This is a genomic window from Streptomyces sp. NPDC059534, assembly GCF_042743475.1.
Classification (GTDB): Bacteria; Actinomycetota; Actinomycetes; order Streptomycetales; family Streptomycetaceae; genus Streptomyces.
Window position 1 is genome coordinate 44,804 of the sequence record NZ_JBHWAQ010000029.1, and the last position, 15,227, is coordinate 60,030.

10 protein-coding genes and 1 pseudogene are annotated in these 15,227 nt (G+C 70.7%); 3 read left to right on the forward strand and 8 right to left on the reverse strand.

Features of this window, described 5'->3' with window-relative positions; all coding sequences use genetic code 11:
* The first annotated feature begins 124 nt into the window (after positions 1-124).
* Positions 125-1,411, forward strand: a complete 1,287-nt coding sequence (locus ACFVZH_RS29360; RefSeq protein WP_384901927.1) for an HRDC domain-containing protein — start codon at positions 125-127, stop codon at positions 1,409-1,411.
* A 112-nt stretch (positions 1,412-1,523) separates the two neighbouring features.
* Here ACFVZH_RS29360 and ACFVZH_RS29365 read toward each other — a convergent pair whose 3' ends face one another.
* Positions 1,524-2,645, reverse strand: a complete 1,122-nt coding sequence (locus ACFVZH_RS29365) for an alpha/beta fold hydrolase (RefSeq protein ID WP_384901929.1) — start codon at positions 2,643-2,645, stop codon at positions 1,524-1,526.
* A 308-nt stretch (positions 2,646-2,953) separates the two neighbouring features.
* Between ACFVZH_RS29365 and ACFVZH_RS29370 the strand changes: the two genes are divergently transcribed.
* Together ACFVZH_RS29370 and ACFVZH_RS29375 are read left to right on the forward strand one after the other, a co-directional pair.
* The gene (locus tag ACFVZH_RS29370) at positions 2,954-4,168 is read left to right on the forward strand and encodes a thiolase family protein (RefSeq protein ID WP_384901931.1); all 1,215 of its coding nucleotides are present in this window, start codon (positions 2,954-2,956) and stop codon (positions 4,166-4,168) included.
* Positions 4,165-6,303: a 3-hydroxyacyl-CoA dehydrogenase NAD-binding domain-containing protein gene (locus ACFVZH_RS29375; protein WP_384901933.1), complete on the forward strand. Its 2,139-nt coding sequence runs from the start codon at positions 4,165-4,167 to the stop codon at positions 6,301-6,303. The genes ACFVZH_RS29370 and ACFVZH_RS29375 overlap by 4 nt, the downstream gene beginning before the upstream one ends.
* A 134-nt stretch (positions 6,304-6,437) precedes the next feature.
* Here ACFVZH_RS29375 and ACFVZH_RS29380 read toward each other — a convergent pair whose 3' ends face one another.
* The 7 genes and pseudogenes from ACFVZH_RS29380 to ACFVZH_RS29410 all read right to left on the reverse strand — a co-directional run.
* Positions 6,438-7,523 carry a hypothetical protein gene (locus ACFVZH_RS29380; RefSeq protein ID WP_384901935.1) on the reverse strand — a complete coding sequence of 362 codons (1,086 nt, stop codon included), beginning with the start codon at positions 7,521-7,523 and terminating at the stop codon, positions 6,438-6,440.
* A gap of 108 nt (positions 7,524-7,631) precedes the next feature.
* Positions 7,632-9,110: an amino acid permease gene (locus ACFVZH_RS29385; RefSeq protein ID WP_384902006.1), complete on the reverse strand. Its 1,479-nt coding sequence runs from the start codon at positions 9,108-9,110 to the stop codon at positions 7,632-7,634.
* Between the two features lie 155 nt (positions 9,111-9,265).
* The gene (gene dxs, locus ACFVZH_RS29390) at positions 9,266-11,185 is read right to left on the reverse strand and encodes a 1-deoxy-D-xylulose-5-phosphate synthase (RefSeq protein WP_384901937.1); all 1,920 of its coding nucleotides are present in this window, start codon (positions 11,183-11,185) and stop codon (positions 9,266-9,268) included.
* A 231-nt stretch (positions 11,186-11,416) separates the two neighbouring features.
* Entirely contained in the window at positions 11,417-12,736 is a 1,320-nt protein-coding gene (locus tag ACFVZH_RS29395) for a sugar ABC transporter permease (protein ID WP_384901939.1), read from the reverse strand.
* Positions 12,733-13,521: an ATP-binding cassette domain-containing protein gene (locus ACFVZH_RS29400; protein ID WP_366305347.1), complete on the reverse strand. Its 789-nt coding sequence runs from the start codon at positions 13,519-13,521 to the stop codon at positions 12,733-12,735. The genes ACFVZH_RS29395 and ACFVZH_RS29400 overlap by 4 nt, the downstream gene beginning before the upstream one ends.
* Before the next feature lie 300 nt (positions 13,522-13,821).
* Positions 13,822-14,886 carry a sugar ABC transporter substrate-binding protein gene (locus tag ACFVZH_RS29405; RefSeq protein WP_384901941.1) on the reverse strand — a complete coding sequence of 355 codons (1,065 nt, stop codon included), beginning with the start codon at positions 14,884-14,886 and terminating at the stop codon, positions 13,822-13,824.
* 121 nt (positions 14,887-15,007) lie between these two features.
* A pseudogene (locus ACFVZH_RS29410) lies at positions 15,008-15,152 on the reverse strand (ROK family transcriptional regulator); the annotation flags it as partial.
* Positions 15,153-15,227 lie beyond the last annotated feature (75 nt).

Here is a 15,227-nt window from a genome sequence, read left to right on the forward strand (position 1 = left end):
CCGCCCCTCCTCCACCCCCGCTGTTATTAGGCGGCCCCCACCGAGATCTACTCTCTGGAGGGCGGCGCCTGCGTCAGAAGTGTACCAGAGACAGGCGCCTGCCGTTCACCGATACCCTTGACAGGTGACCGACGCCCAAGAGACCGCAGCAGACACAGCACTGCGCACCACCGGGGGCGGCCCCCCGGACGACGATGTCCCTGCGAATGGGCTTCCGATCCCGTTGCTGGAGCCCCGTGAGGGGATTCCGCCCGTCGTCGAGACCGAGGACGCCCTCGCCGAGGTGATCGCCGCCTTCGCCGCCGGAACCGGCCCCGTGGCGGTGGACGCCGAGCGCGCCTCCGGATACCGCTACGGCCAGCGCGCCTACCTCGTCCAGCTCCGGCGCGAGGGCGCGGGCACCGCGCTCATCGACCCCGTCGGCTGCCCCGACCTCTCGGGGCTCGGCGAGGCGCTCGCCGGGACCGAGTGGATCCTGCACGCCGCCACCCAGGACCTCCCCTGCCTGCGCGACATAGGCATGCTCCCCACCTCGCTCTTCGACACCGAGCTGGCCGGGCGGCTCGCGGGCTTCCCGCGGGTCGGCCTCGGCGCGATGGTCGAGTCCGTCCTCGGCTACGCCCTGGAGAAGGGCCACTCCGCGGTGGACTGGTCCACCCGCCCGCTGCCCGAGCCGTGGCTCCGGTACGCGGCGCTCGACGTCGAACTCCTCGTCGACCTGCGCGACGCGCTGGAGAAGGAGCTCGACCGGCAGGGCAAGCTGGAGTGGGCGCTCCAGGAGTTCGACGCCATCGCCTCCGCCCCGCCCGCCCCGCCGCGCAAGGACCCGTGGCGGCGGACCTCCGGCATGCACAAGGTGCGCCGACGCCGCCAGATGGCGGTCGTACGGGAGCTGTGGACGGCCCGCGACAAGATCGCCCAGCGCCGGGACGTCTCCCCGGGCAAGGTCCTGAGCGACGCCGCCATCGTCGAGGCCGCGCTCGCGGTGCCGGTGAACGCGACCGCGCTGATGGCGCTGCCCGGTTTCGGGCAGCGGATGGGCCGCCGTCAGTTGGAGCAGTGGCAGGCCGCCGTGGACCGCGCCCGCGCCCTCCCGGAGAGCGAGCTGCCCCAGCCCGGCCAGCAGGTCGCGGGCCCTCCCCCGCCGCGCGCCTGGGCCGACAAGGACCCGGTCGCGGCGGCCCGTCTGTCGGCGGCGCGCGCGGCGGTCTCGGCGCTCGCGGAGGAACTGAACCTGCCGCAGGAGAACCTGATCACCCCGGACACCGTGCGCCGGGTCTGCTGGGAGCCGCCGGCCCCGGCGGACGCGGACGGCGTCGCCGCCGCCCTGACGGGCCACGGCGCCCGGCAGTGGCAGGTGGAGCTGGTGACCCCGCTCCTGGTGACGGCGCTGGCGACCGCCCAGGGCTGATCCGGCGACACTCGTGAGCTCCCGGCCGCACGCGCGGCCGGGAGCTCTGTCGTTTCACGTGGCCGGACTCGCGGGTCCGGACCCGCGAGCCGGCTTTACGAGGCCGCCGGGCTTACGGGGCCGGGCTGAGGACGCCGTTGACGTCCATGTCGAAGACGCCCTGGGTCTTGCCGTCGACCTTGAGGTGCTTGAGCCAGTGCTTCGAGAGGTTGTGCACGTTCTTGTGCTGCATCTCCCACACCACCGAATGCCCCGCACAGGCCAGCTTGACCATCAGCTTGTGCGAGCCCGCGACGGCGTCGTAGAGCGCGGGGACCGAGAAGTTGAGTTCCGGGTTCGCGTTGGGCGGTGACGTGTTCACCTGCTTGTCGTACTCCCCGTACACCATCAGTACGGGGACACCGCCGCCGAGCACCCCGCCCTGCGCCGCGGTGGTGCTGTTCCATCCCCACCGGACGAAGTTCCTGATCCGGTTGAACCCCGTCGGGGGTCCCCACGTGCTGCCGATCGGGTCGTTCGCCATGATCGCGTCCCAGGCGACGTCGACGATGCCGGGTGCGCGCTGGCCCTCGCAGGGCGCCTCCGCGGACCAGCCCTGATCGAATCCGGTCTTGCCGCCGATGAAGGTCGGGAAGCCCGACACCGGCAGCGTGGCCGGCGGGTTCGACGTTCCCAGGGGCGGGAAGATCGGTGCGAGCAGGAACAGGCTCGCCACCTTGTCGGGGTTGTTGACCGCGTACGGCCCCATGGTGAACGCGGCGGCGGACCAGCCGATGAAGGCGACCTTGTCCACGCCGCACTCGGCGCGGATGAACTCCACGACGGTGTTCAGTTCGTCCCGGTCGCTGATCGAGTTCGTCAGCTGGAACGGATAGCTCGGCGGGCCCGGCACGAATCCCGGCGGCCTCGGCGTCAGCAGGGGCTGCTGGGCCGGGTTGACGTTGTGGGGGTCGTCCATCTTCGGGCGCGGGGAGCGACCCGACCCCTGGAGGTCCATCATGAAGACGTCGTAGCCGGCTTTCGCCAGCGCCTCGGCCCAGCTGTACGACTCGTGCTGGAGGTCGAAGCCGGCCAGCACCGGGACGCTCCGGCCATGGAGCATGAGGACCGGTGTGCGCGGCCCGGTGTCCGACGTGTTGCGCCGCTCCCGTACGAAGAGCTTGACGGGCGCGTTCGCGTTCGCGGGGACGGTGGACGTGTGCGGGACTTCGTGGTCGGTGGTGACGATCGCCATAGGAGTCCTTTCGGTGTGCGGGGGCCGGAGCCTCGCGCCCAGGCCGGTGCCAGCCTCCGCCCGCCGACGGGCGTCCGCGCCGCGACGCGGCCGCCGCCCTGCGCCCATCGGGTTGCGGGACCCTCCGATCGGACGGGCGTACGCGGGGGGCGCGCGGTCTCCCCGGTGGCATCCTCGGGATGTGACCTTCGCCGCTTGCGCCCCAGGGACTGGGCAGCCTGGTTACTCGCAAGTAGCATGGGGGGAGCAAGCGCACGCTTAGGCGTGTGCCGCAGCAGTGCCATCCCGCACCCTGGAGGAGAGCCATCGTGCCTCGTACCGTCAGGGATGTCGTCTTCGTCGACGGCGTCCGCACCCCGTTCGGCAAGGCGGGCCCGAAGGGCATCTACCACGAGACCCGCGCCGACGACCTCGTCGTCAAGGCCATCCGGGAGCTGCTGCGCCGCAACCCGGGCCTCGACCCCGCGCAGATCGACGAGGTCGCCATCGCCGCGACCACGCAGATCGGCGACCAGGGTCTGACCCTCGGCCGGACCGCGGGCATCCTCGCCGGTCTGCCGCAGTCGGTGCCGGGCTACTCCATCGACCGCATGTGCGCCGGCGCCCTCACGGCCGTCACCAGCGTCGCCGGTTCGATCGCCTTCGGCGCGTACGACGCCGTCATCGCGGGTGGTGTCGAGCACATGGGCCGCCACCCCATGGGCGAGGGCGTCGACCCGAACCCGCGCTTCGTGTCGGAGAAGCTCGTCGACGAGTCCGCCCTCTTCATGGGCATGACCGCCGAGAACCTGCACGACCGCTACCCGAGCATCACCAAGCAGCGCGCCGACGAGTACGCCGTGCGCTCGCAGGAGAAGGCCGCCAAGGCGTACGCCGACGGCAAGATCCAGCAGGACCTGGTGCCGATCTCGGTCCGCCGCACCGACGCCTCCACCGGTGAGACCGGCTGGGGCCTGGTCACCGCCGACGAGCCGATGCGCCCGGGCACCACCCTGGAGTCGCTGGCCAACCTGAAGACGCCGTTCCGCGTCCACGGCAACGTCACCGCGGGCAACGCGGCCGGTCTCAACGACGGCGCCACCGCCTCGATCATCGCCTCCGAGGACTTCGCCCGCGAGAACGACCTCCCGGTGAAGATGCGCCTCGTCTCGTACGCCTTCGCCGGCGTCGAGCCCGAGGTCATGGGCTACGGCCCGATCCCGGCGACCGAGAAGGCCCTCGCGAAGGCCGGTCTGTCCATCGAGGACATCGACCTCTTCGAGGTCAACGAGGCATTCGCGGTCCAGGTCCTCGCCTTCCTGGAGCACTACGGCATCGCCGACGACGACGCCCGCGTCAACCAGTACGGCGGCGCCATCGCCTACGGTCACCCGCTCGCCTCCTCCGGCGTCCGTCTGATGACGCAGCTGGCCCGCCAGTTCGAGGAGAACCCGCAGGTCCGATACGGCCTCAACACGATGTGCGTCGGCTTCGGCATGGGCGCCACGGTCATCTGGGAAAACCCCCACTGGGAGGGCAAGTGAGCACCACCGCCGAGCTTCTGAAGGGCGCCGCGGAGCTCTTCCCCGACGAGGTCGTCACGAGCGCCCACGTACGGCACTTCGAACTGCCCGCGGGTGCGGGCCGGTTCGCCCTGATCACGCTGGACAACGGCTTCGACCACACCAAGCCGACCACCTTCGGCCCGCAGTCGCTCGCCAACCTGAACGCGGCGATCGACCAGGTCGAGGCCGAGGCCGCGAACGGTGAGATCACCGGCGTCGGCCTCACCGGCAAGCCGTTCATCTTCGCCGTCGGCGCCGACCTCAAGGGCGTCGAGCTGCTGAAGAAGCACGACGAGGCGCTCGCCATCGGCAAGGGCGGCCACGACGTCTTCAAGCGGCTGTCCGCGCTCGCCGTCCCGACCTTCGCGTACTACAACGGCGCGGCCATGGGCGGCGGCGTCGAGGTCGGTCTGCACTGCACCTACCGCACCGTGTCGAAGGCCCTCCCGGCCTTCTCGCTGCCCGAGGTCTTCCTCGGTCTGGTGCCCGGCTGGGGCGGCTGCGCCATCCTGCCGAACCTGATCGGCGCGGAGAAGGCCGTCTCGGTCATCATCGAGAACTCGCTGAACCAGAACCGTCAGCTCAAGGGCAAGCAGGTCTTCGAGCTCGGCATCGCCGACGCGCTGTTCGAGGGCGCGGACTTCCTGGAGCAGTCGCTGATCTGGACGGCCTCCGTCCTCAACGGCTCCGTCACCGTCGAGCGCCCCGAGATCGACCGCGGCGACGCCTGGGACCAGGCCGTCGCCAAGGGCCGCCTCGTCGCCGACTCCAAGGTGCACGGCGCCGCCCCGGCCGCCTACCGCGCCCTCGAGATCATCGAGGCCGCCAAGGACGGCGACCTGCAGAAGGGCTTCGACGCCGAGGACCAGGCCCTCGCGGACCTGATCATGGGCGGCGAGCTGCGCTCCGGCATCTACGCCTTCAACCTGGTGCAGAAGCGCGGCAAGCGCCCCGCCGGTGCCCCGGACAAGTCGCTGGCCCGCCCGGTCACCAAGGTCGGCGTCGTCGGCGCCGGTCTGATGGCCTCCCAGCTCGCCCTGCTCTTCCTGCGCCGCCTGGAGGTGCCGGTCGTCCTGACCGACATCGACCAGGAGCGCGTCGACAAGGGTGTGGGCTACGTCCACGCCGAGATCGAGAAGCTGCTCGGCAAGGGCCGGATCAACCAGGACAAGGCCAACCGCCTCAAGGGCCTGGTCTCCGGTGTCCTGGACAAGGCCGAGGGCTTCTCGGACGCGGACTTCATCATCGAGGCCGTGTTCGAGGAGATGTCCGTCAAGCAGAAGGTGTTCGCTGAGGTCGAGGCGGTCGCCCCGGCGCACGCGATCCTCGCCACCAACACCTCCTCGCTCTCCGTCTCGGAGATGGCCTCCAAGCTCCGGCACCCGGAGCGCGTGGTCGGCTTCCACTTCTTCAACCCGGTCGCGATCCTCCCGCTCCTGGAGATCGTCCGCGGCGAGAAGACGGACGACGCGTCGCTGGCCACCGCCTTCGGTGTCGCCAAGAAGCTGAAGAAGACCGCGGTCCTCACCAAGGACGCCCCGGCGTTCGTCGTGAACCGCATCCTGACCCGCTTCATGGGCGAGATCCAGAACGTCATCGACGAGGGCACCTCGGTCGAGACGGCCGAGAAGGCCATCGAGCCGCTCGGCCTGCCGATGTCGCCGCTGGTGCTCCTGGAGCTCGTCGGCCCGGCGATCGGTCTGCACGTCTCCGAGACCCTGAACCGCTCCTTCCCGGACCGCTTCACCGTCTCGCCGAACCTCAAGCGCGTCGTCGAGGCCGGCAAGCGCGGCTTCTACGTCTACAAGGCCGAGAACGGCTTCAAGCCGGAGCTCGACCCGGAGGTCGCCGCCCTCCTCGTCCAGGGCGACTCCGTCCTGACCGAGGAGCAGGTCCGCGACCGCGTCCTGGACGCGGTGGCGCAGGAGATCGGCCTGATGCTGGAGGAGGGTGTCGTCGCCGAGGCGCAGGACATCGACCTCTGCCTGATCACCGGTGCGGGCTGGCCCTTCCACCTGGGCGGCATCACGCCGTACCTGGACCGTGAGGGCGTCTCCGAGCGCGTCAACGGCAAGCCCTTCCTCGCGCAGGGCGTGGCGAGCATCCCGGCGTAACACCGGCCTCGCGCCCCAGGGCGTACGCGAACGGCCCCGGCACCTTCTCCAGGTGCCGGGGCCGTTCCCGTTTCCCGTTTCCCGTTTCCCGTGCCCGCCGGGGCGGGCACGGGCCCGCGGCACGCGGCGCGCGGTCAGCGCAGGGGGCGCCAGCCCTCCAGGGCCAGGCCGTCCGCCGAGGGCCGCTGCCGCGTGGTGATCAGCGAGGTGCCGTCGACCAACGCCAGTGCGACCAGGCTCTCGTCGGCCGCGCGGGTGAGGGCGGTGACCAGAGCGCCGTGCCGCTCTCCCGTCTCCGACCAGCGGGCTCCCGCGTCCTCCTGCTCGCTCGGGTAGGCGGCGAGGGCGAGCCGGCCGTCCTCGTCCTGCTGGGCCAGGACCGTGCAGTCGAAGCCGTCCACGAGACAGCGGGTGGCGGTGAGCGGGCCGGTGCCGAGGGCGTCGGTGAGGTACGTCGGCTTCAGGGAGCGCTCGGGCGACCAGGCGCACACCCGGCCGTCGTGGTCGACGTAGAAGAGGGTGCAGTGCCCGGAGGGGCCGGTCACGCCCGCCAGGGTGCCCATGGTCACCGCCGCGGGCAGGATCTCCTCGCGGATCGGCTTCGCGCCGGACTCGCGCTGGACGTAGCGCAGCAGGCCCGTGGCGTGCGAGGTGTACAGCTCGACGAAGCCCGAGCCGTTGGTGAGGGCGACCGGCGACGGGTCGGTCTTGGAGCCGACCAGGTCCCACCAGGGGTGCCAGCCGCCCGCGTCCTTCTGGGCCCGCACACTGATGCCGCCGCCGCCGTTGCGCGAGAAGACGTAGGCGCGCCCGATGCCGTCCACGGTGACGCTGGGGGTGCCGGTCCAGTGGTAGGAGGCGCCGTTCGGGTGGGTGATCGAGCGCCACTCCAGCGCCGGGCGGGCCGTCTGGTACTGGGTGGTGTGCACCAGCTCGACGTGGTCCGGCTTGCCGGCCACCGGGCGCAGCCCGACGAGGTGGACGTATCCGTCGCGGCCCTGGCCCGCCGAGAGGCTGGGCGTCAGACCGCCGCCGCCGAGCGAGACGGGCTCGCTCCAGCGGCCGTCGACGCCCTCGGTCCAGCGGACCACTTCGCCGTTCCGGGGCAGGTAGACGCTGAATCTGCCCTCCTTCCCACGGGCCAGCCAGGACCCGCGCAACTGCGGGGCGGCGGGGGCACCGTGGGGGTGGGCGGTGGGGGCCTCGGATCGATTCGCCATGAGGGGTCCAGCACTCCGGTCATCGGTTTCGGGTCGGGTACGAGCCGACTGTAGTCGCCCCTCCCGGCGCTCCGATCCGCGCCTGCGGCCCCGGTTTCCGGTGCCCGCTCAGTACTGGGCTTCCCTGCCCTGCCGGCCCAACCGGCTGTGACCGCGCCCGTACAGGAAGTACACGACGAGGCCGATCAGCATCCAGACCGCGAACCGGAACCAGGTCTCGCCCGGCAGGTTGAGCATCAGCCAGATCGAGGCCGCGATGGAGATGATCGGCAGCACCGGCACCCAGGGGGTGCGGAAGGCGCGCGGCAGGTCGGGGCGGGTGCGGCGGAGCACCATGACGCCGACGGCGACGACGACGAAGGCGAAGAGGGTGCCGATGTTCACCAGGGTCGCCAGCTCGTTGATGCTGGTGAAGCCGGCGACGATCGCGATGATCACGCCGAGCAGGATCGTCGGCCGGTACGGGGTCCTGAAGCGCGGGTGCGTGACGGAGAAGAAGCGGGGCAGCAGGCCGTCGCGGCTCATGGCGAAGAAGACGCGGGTCTGGCCGAGGAGCAGGATCAGACAGACCGTGGTGAGGCCGACGGCGGCGCCGAAGCTGATCACGCCCGCGTAGAACGGGTGACCGGCGGCTTTGAAGGCGTCGGCGAGCGGGGCGCTCACGGAGAGTTCCGTGTAGTGCTGCATGCCGGTGACGACGAGCGCCACGGCCACGTACAGCACGGTGCAGATGAGGAGCGAGCCGAGGATGCCGCGGGGCATGTCCCGCTGCGGCAGCTTGGTCTCCTCGGCGGCGGTGGCCACCACGTCGAAGCCGATGAAGGCGAAGAAGACGACCGAGGCGGCGGTGAAGATGCCCATGACGCCGAAGTTCGTCGGCTCGTAGCCGAAGATCAGCTGGACGAGCGGGGAGTCCCAGTTGGAGCCGCCGCCCTCCGGGGTGACGGCCGGCGGGATGAACGGCTTGTAGTTGTCGCCGACGATGAAGAACAGGCCGGCGACGATCACGATCATCACCACGGTGACCTTGATCGCCACGACGACCGCGGTGATGCGGGCCGACAGCTTCATGCCCAGGACGAGGACCACGGTCAGCACCAGGACGAGCAGGAAGGCCAGGATGTCGAAGGTGCCGCCTCCCACGTCCGGGCCTTCGAGCGCCGCGGGCAGGTGCCAGCCGATGTTGTCCATCAGCGAGCGCACGTAGCCGGACCAGCCGACGGCGACCACCGCCGTACCGAGGGCGAACTCCAGGACGAGGTCCCAGCCGATGATCCAGGCGGGCAGCTCGCCGATCGACGCGTACGCGAAGGTGTACGCCGATCCGGCCACCGGGACGGTGGAGGCGAACTCGGCGTAGCAGAGGGCGGCGAGGGCGCAGACGATGCCGGCCGCGACGAAGGCGAGGGCCGTGGCCGGGCCCGCGTTCTCCTTGGCGACCTTGCCCGTGAGCACGAAGATGCCGGTGCCGATGATGACGCCGACGCCGAAGACCGTCAGGTCCCACGCGGACAGGGATTTCCTGAGCGCGTGCTCGGGCTCCTCCGTGTCGCGGATCGACTGCTCGACCGACTTCGTCCGGAACATTCCGTCGTTGGCGCGTGGTTGCTGGTCCGTACTCACGTCGCACCTCCCTGCCATGGGGCTGCCCGCCCTGTGGTCAGAATGCACGCGAAAGGGCCGGTCGGCACTCCGAAGAGTGATCCGACCGGCCCAAGGGTGACGCGGAGTGATGCCGTGCGTCAGTCGCGGGCGGGCTCCACGGCCTGCGCGCTGCTCTCGAAGCGCCCGTCGAGCCGCGAGACCAGACCGGTGACCTGACGCGCGATGTCGGGCGCGGTCAGCCCGATCTCGGCCATGACCTCGCCGCGGGAGGCGTGGTCGAGGAAGCGCGGCGGGATGCCGAAGTCACGCAGCGGTACGTCGACGCCGGCGTCGCGCAGCGCCTGGGCGACGGCCGAGCCGACACCGCCGACGCGGCTGTTGTCCTCGACGGTGACGACGACCCGGTGACGCTCGGCGAGCGGGGCGAGGGCCTCGTCGACGGGCTTGACCCAGCGGGGGTCGACCACGGTCGTGGAGATGCCGTGCCGGTCGAGCAGGTCGGCGATCTCCAGGCACATCGGGGCCAGCGCGCCGACGGAGACCAGGAGGACGTCCGGACAGTCGCTGCCCGGCTCGCGGAGCACGTCCATGCCGCCGACGCGGCGCAGCGCGGGTACGGCCGGGCCGACCGCGCCCTTGGAGAAGCGGACCACGGTGGGGGCGTCGGTGACCTCGACGGCCTCGCGGAGCTGGGCGCGGACCTGGTCGGCGTCGCGCGGGGCGGCGAGCCGCAGGCCGGGCACGACCTGGAGGATCGACATGTCCCACATGCCGTTGTGGGAGGCGCCGTCGGTGCCGGTGACCCCGGCCCGGTCCAGAACGAAGGTGACGCCGCACTTGTGCAGGGCCACGTCCATCAGGACCTGGTCGAAGGCGCGGTTGAGGAAGGTCGCGTAGACGGCGAAGACCGGGTGGAGGCCGCCGGTGGCCAGGCCGGCGGCGGAGACCGCGGCGTGCTGCTCGGCGATGCCGACGTCGAAGACCCGGTCGGGGAACGCCTTGGCGAACTTGTCGAGGCCGACGGGCTGGAGCATGGCCGCGGTGATGGCGACGATGTCCGCGCGCTCCTTGCCGAGCTTCACCATCTCCTCGCCGAAGACCGAGGTCCAGTCGGCGCCGGAGGAGGCGATGGGCAGGCCGGTGTCGGGGTGGATCTTGCCGACGGCGTGGAAGCGGTCGGCCTCGTCCTGGAGGGCGGGCTGGTAGCCGCGCCCCTTCTCGGTGAGGCAGTGGACGATCACGGGGCCGCCGAAGCGCTTGGCGCGGGTCAGCGCCGACTCCAGGGCCTCGATGTCGTGGCCGTCGATGGGGCCGACGTACTTGAGGCCGAGGTCCTCGAACATGCCCTGCGGGGCGATGAAGTCCTTGAGGCCCTTCTTGGCGCCGTGCAGGGTCTCGTAGAGCGGCTTCCCGACGACCGGGGTGCGCTCCAGGATGTCCTTGCCGCGGGCGAGGAAGCGCTCGTAGCCGTCGGTGGTGCGCAGGGTCGCCAGGTGGTTGGCGAGACCGCCGATGGTCGGCGCGTAGGAGCGCTCGTTGTCGTTGACGACGATGACGAGCGGGCGGTCCTTGGCGGCGGCGATGTTGTTGAGCGCCTCCCAGGCCATGCCGCCGGTGAGGGCGCCGTCGCCGATGACCGCGACGACGTGGTCGTCCTTCTTCAGGACCTCGTTGGCCTTGGCGAGGCCGTCGGCCCAGCCGAGGACGGTGGAGGCGTGCGAGTTCTCGATCACGTCGTGGTCGGACTCGGCCTGCGAGGGGTAGCCGGAGAGGCCGCCCTTCATCTTGAGCTTCGAGAAGTCCTGGCGTCCGGTGAGGAGCTTGTGGACGTAGCTCTGGTGGCCGGTGTCCCAGAGGACCCGGTCCTTCGGGGAGTCGAACACCCGGTGCAGGGCGATGGTCAGCTCGACCACACCGAGGTTGGGACCGAGGTGCCCGCCGGTCTTGGAGACGGCGTCCACGAGGAACGTCCTGATCTCGTCGGCCAGCTGGTCCAGCTGTTCCGGGGAGAGCCGGTCGAGATCTCGCGGTCCCCTGATACGGGTCAGCAGAGCCACCCGTGCCTCCTTGCTTTGAGCTGGTCGAGCTTGCCGATTTGTCGAGTCTAATGTTCCGTCTTGGATCGTGGGCATCGGGCCGGGGGGTGAGGCATCACCCTCACGGCCTACATCCCGCTGATCTGTACGGCTCCGTACGGTCCGGTGCACTGCTCCGGACGCAGCAGTGCCCGGCGCCGGTTTCGCGGCGCCGGGCGGTGTGGCGAGCGTTACGCGCGCGGGACGGGGTCCCTAGGCGCGGCCCGCGGTCTTCTGCGTCTTGCGGGAGACCGAGTCGATGATGACGGCGATGAGCAGGACCGCTCCCGTGATCATGTACTGGATCGCGTTCGAGGAGAGGTTCATCTGGTTCAGGCCCTGGACGATCGACTGGATGACCAGGATGCCCAGGAGCGCCGACCAGACCTTGCCGCGTCCGCCGAACAGGGACGTGCCGCCGATGACCGCCGCGGCGATGCACATCATCAGCTGGTTGCCGCCGCCGAGGGAGCGGTCGGCGCCGCCCGTCGCGGAGGCGAGGAACAGACCGCCGATGGCGCCCATGGTGCCGGAGATCATGAAGACCGAGATCCGGATCCACGACACGTTGATGCCGGCGCGGCGGGCGGCCTCGATGCCGCCGCCGACGGCGAAGACCTGGCGGCCGTAGGTGGTGCGGCGGAGCACGAAGTCGGTGACGAGCAGGATCCCCAGGAAGATCACCAGGGAGAGCGGGAGGCCCTGCTCCTGGTTGAAGCCGTAGGCGGCGACGAGGACCAGGACCGCCAGGACGGCGGTGCGCAGGATGATCTCGCTCTGCGGGCGGTGCGGCAGCCCGGCGCTCTTGCGGCGGCCGGAGTCGCGCAGCTGGGCGAGGTAGAAGGCGGCGACGACGAGCACGGCGAGGCCGTAGGCGGCGGCGACGTCGGAGAAGTAGTACTTGGTGAGGTCGCCGACGAAGCTGCCGATCGGCGTCGGGATGGTGGACTTGTCGCCCATCACCCAGGTCTGGAGACCGGCCCAGCCGAGGAAGCCGGCCAGGGTCACGACGAAGGCGGGCACGCCGATCTTGGCGAAGACCAGACCGTGGAAGGCGCCGAGGAGGGTGCCGGAGAGGATGCCGAGGAGGATCGCGAGGCCGTCCGGCATGTCCGTGCCGAGGACGCCCCAGACCGAGCCGGCCAGGCCCGCCACGGAGCCGACGGCGAGGTCGATCTCGCCGAGCAGCAGGACGAAGACGATGCCGACGGCCATGATGCCGGGGCCGACCGCGTACAGCGTGATCTGGTCGAGGTTGTACGAGGTGATGAAGTTGCCGGTGAGGGCCTGGAAGACGATGCCGATGACGATCAGGCCGACGACGACCGGCAGCGAGCCGATCTCGCCGGAGCGGATCTTGCGCTTGAACTCGTCGACGTATCCCTTGAAGCCCTGCTCGCGGACGAGGAGGCGGGGGTCGACGGCCGGGACCGCGGCCGCGGCCGGGGCCTCGGTCGCCACGGCCCCGGTCTCCGGGGTACGGGGGTCCGGCACGGCGGCCTGGTCGCTCGCGGTGGGAGGGGTCTTGCTCACTTCGCTACCTCCGCGTTGCGGGCCTGACGGCGGGTCACGGCGTTGTCCGTGGCACCGGTGATCGCGGCGATGATCTCTTCGTGCGTGGTGGTGGCCACCGGGAAGGTGCCGTTGTTGCGGCCCAGGCGCAGCACGGCCACGGTGTCGGCGACGGCCTTCACGTCGGCCATGTTGTGGCTGATGAGGATGACGCCGAGGCCCTGCTCGCGCAGGCGCTCGACCAGGTCGAGGACCTGGGCGGTCTGCTCGACGCCGAGGGCGGCGGTCGGCTCGTCCAGGATCACGATCTTGGGGTCGCCGACCAGGGCGCGCGCGATGGCGACGACCTGCCGCTGGCCGCCGGAGAGGGCGGCGACGGGGATGCGGACGCTGGGGATGCGGATGGAGAGCGTGGAGAGCAGGTCCTTGGCCCGCTTCTCCATGGCGACCTCGTCGAGGACGCCGCCCTTCTTGATCTCGCGGCCGAGGAACAGGTTGGCGACGACGTCGAGGTTGTCGCAGAGCGCGAGGTCCTGGTAGACGGTCGCGACACCGAGGTTCTGGGAGTCGTGCGGGCGCTGGATGTCGACCTGCTCGCCCTCCCACTCGATGACGCCCTCGTCGATGGGGTGCACGCCGGCGATCGTCTTGACCAGCGTGGACTTTCCCGCTCCGTTGTCGCCGACGAGCGCGACGACCTCTCCTGCGTGGACTTCGAGATCGACACCGGAGAGGACCTGAACCGCTCCGAATCGCTTGAAGATCCCGCGCAACGCCAGCACGGGCGTCTGGGACACGTGAACCAACTCCTTCGCCGCCCGCGGGCGGCGGCATGTCGCGCCGCCGGTGCAGCGCCAAAGTACGAGGGGGGCTGGGCTCGTCCGGCCCCCGGACCGACAGCGGGGTCTGGGTCGGCCGAGGGCCGGACGGGCTGGGGGCGGATCCGGTGGCCGCGCGCCGCCCGGCGGTACGGAGGGGGTGTTCACCCTCTGTACGCGGCCGGGGGCGGCTCGCTCCGGGGAGGCGGCCGCGGGGCGCTCGCGCGCTCCGTACCGGGATCCGTGACGCCGGGCCTTCGGGGGCCCGGCGGCGGGGTGGGGCCTGGGTTACTTGACGCCCAGCTCGGTGCACTTGGCGGCGAGGTCCGCCGTGCAGAGGTCGGCGGCCTTGTAGATGCCGTCCTGGACCACCGTGGACTGGATGTTGGTCTTGTCGACCACGACCGGGGCGAAGAGCGTGGACGGGACGCCGTCCGTGGTGCCCTGGGCGCCGATCTCCTTGCCCTGGAGCAGGTTCACCGCGAACTTGGCGGCCTCGGGGGCCAGCTGGAGCGGCGACTTGTAGATCGTGAAGGTCTGCGTGCCGGCGATGATCCGCTGGATGCCCGCGACCTCGGCGTCCTGGCCACCCACCGGGATGCCCTTGATGCCGGCGTTCTCCAGGGACGTGATGATGCCGCCGGCCATGCCGTCGTTGGCGGAGTAGACCGCGGCGATCTTGTCCTTGCCGATCGAGGAGATCGCGGCGGCCATCTTCTCGCCGGCGATCTTCGGGTCCCACTCGCCGGACGCCTCGTAGGCGATCTTGCCGACCTTGCCGTCGAGCGCGGTGTGGGCGCCCTTCTTGAAGAGCCCGGCGTTCGGGTCCTTCTCGTCGCCGTTGATCATCACGACGTTGGCGGAGGCGGCCTTGGCGCCGAGGGCGGTCAGCAGGGCCTGGCCCTGGAGCTCGCCGACCTTGTTGTTGTCGTGGCTGACGTAGGCGTCGGCGCCCGCGACGGAACGGTCGTACGCGACGACCTTGACGCCCTTGGCCTTCGCGTCCTTGACCCAGCCCGCGGCCTTCTCGGAGTCCACCGGGTCGAGGGCGATGACCTTGACGCCGTCGGCGATCAGCTGGTCGAACTGCTGCTTCTGCTTCACGACGTCGGAGACGGCGTTGTTGTACACGATCTCGCAGTCGGAGCAGGCGGCCTTGACGGCCTTCTCGAACTGCGGCTTGTCCAGCGCCTCGTAGCGCGAGGTCTTGTTCTCGGGCAGGAGCAGACCGATCTTGGTCGAGCTGCCCTTGTCCTCGCTGTCACCGCCGCCGGCCTGGCCGCAGGCTGCGAGCGAGAAAGCCATCGAGACCGCGGCCGTTGCTATGACGGCACGACGCGTCACTGCGTTCATGTGGGTTGCCTCCCTGACGAGGCCGCGACGTTGCGGCCGAGGTGTCCCGAAGTCAACTCGGCCGCAACGTTGCCGTCAAGAAGTAAATTCTTAACGAGATGACAACGGTGGTGTTCGTTATCTAAGTGAAGGCAAGCCGGGAGACCGGAGCGGCCGCGGGCAGCGCACTCTCCAACAGGGTCGAATCACCCATTTCACTCAGCACCAGGGCCAGCGCGCCGAGCACCTCGGCGCGGGGGGGCACGGCCCCCGAGGGCGCCGGGAGCGGGGATGGGGGGGTGGGGGAGGGCGAGCCCGCCACCCACAGCCCAGTGGGAGGGCGGAACCCGAGACCTGCAACC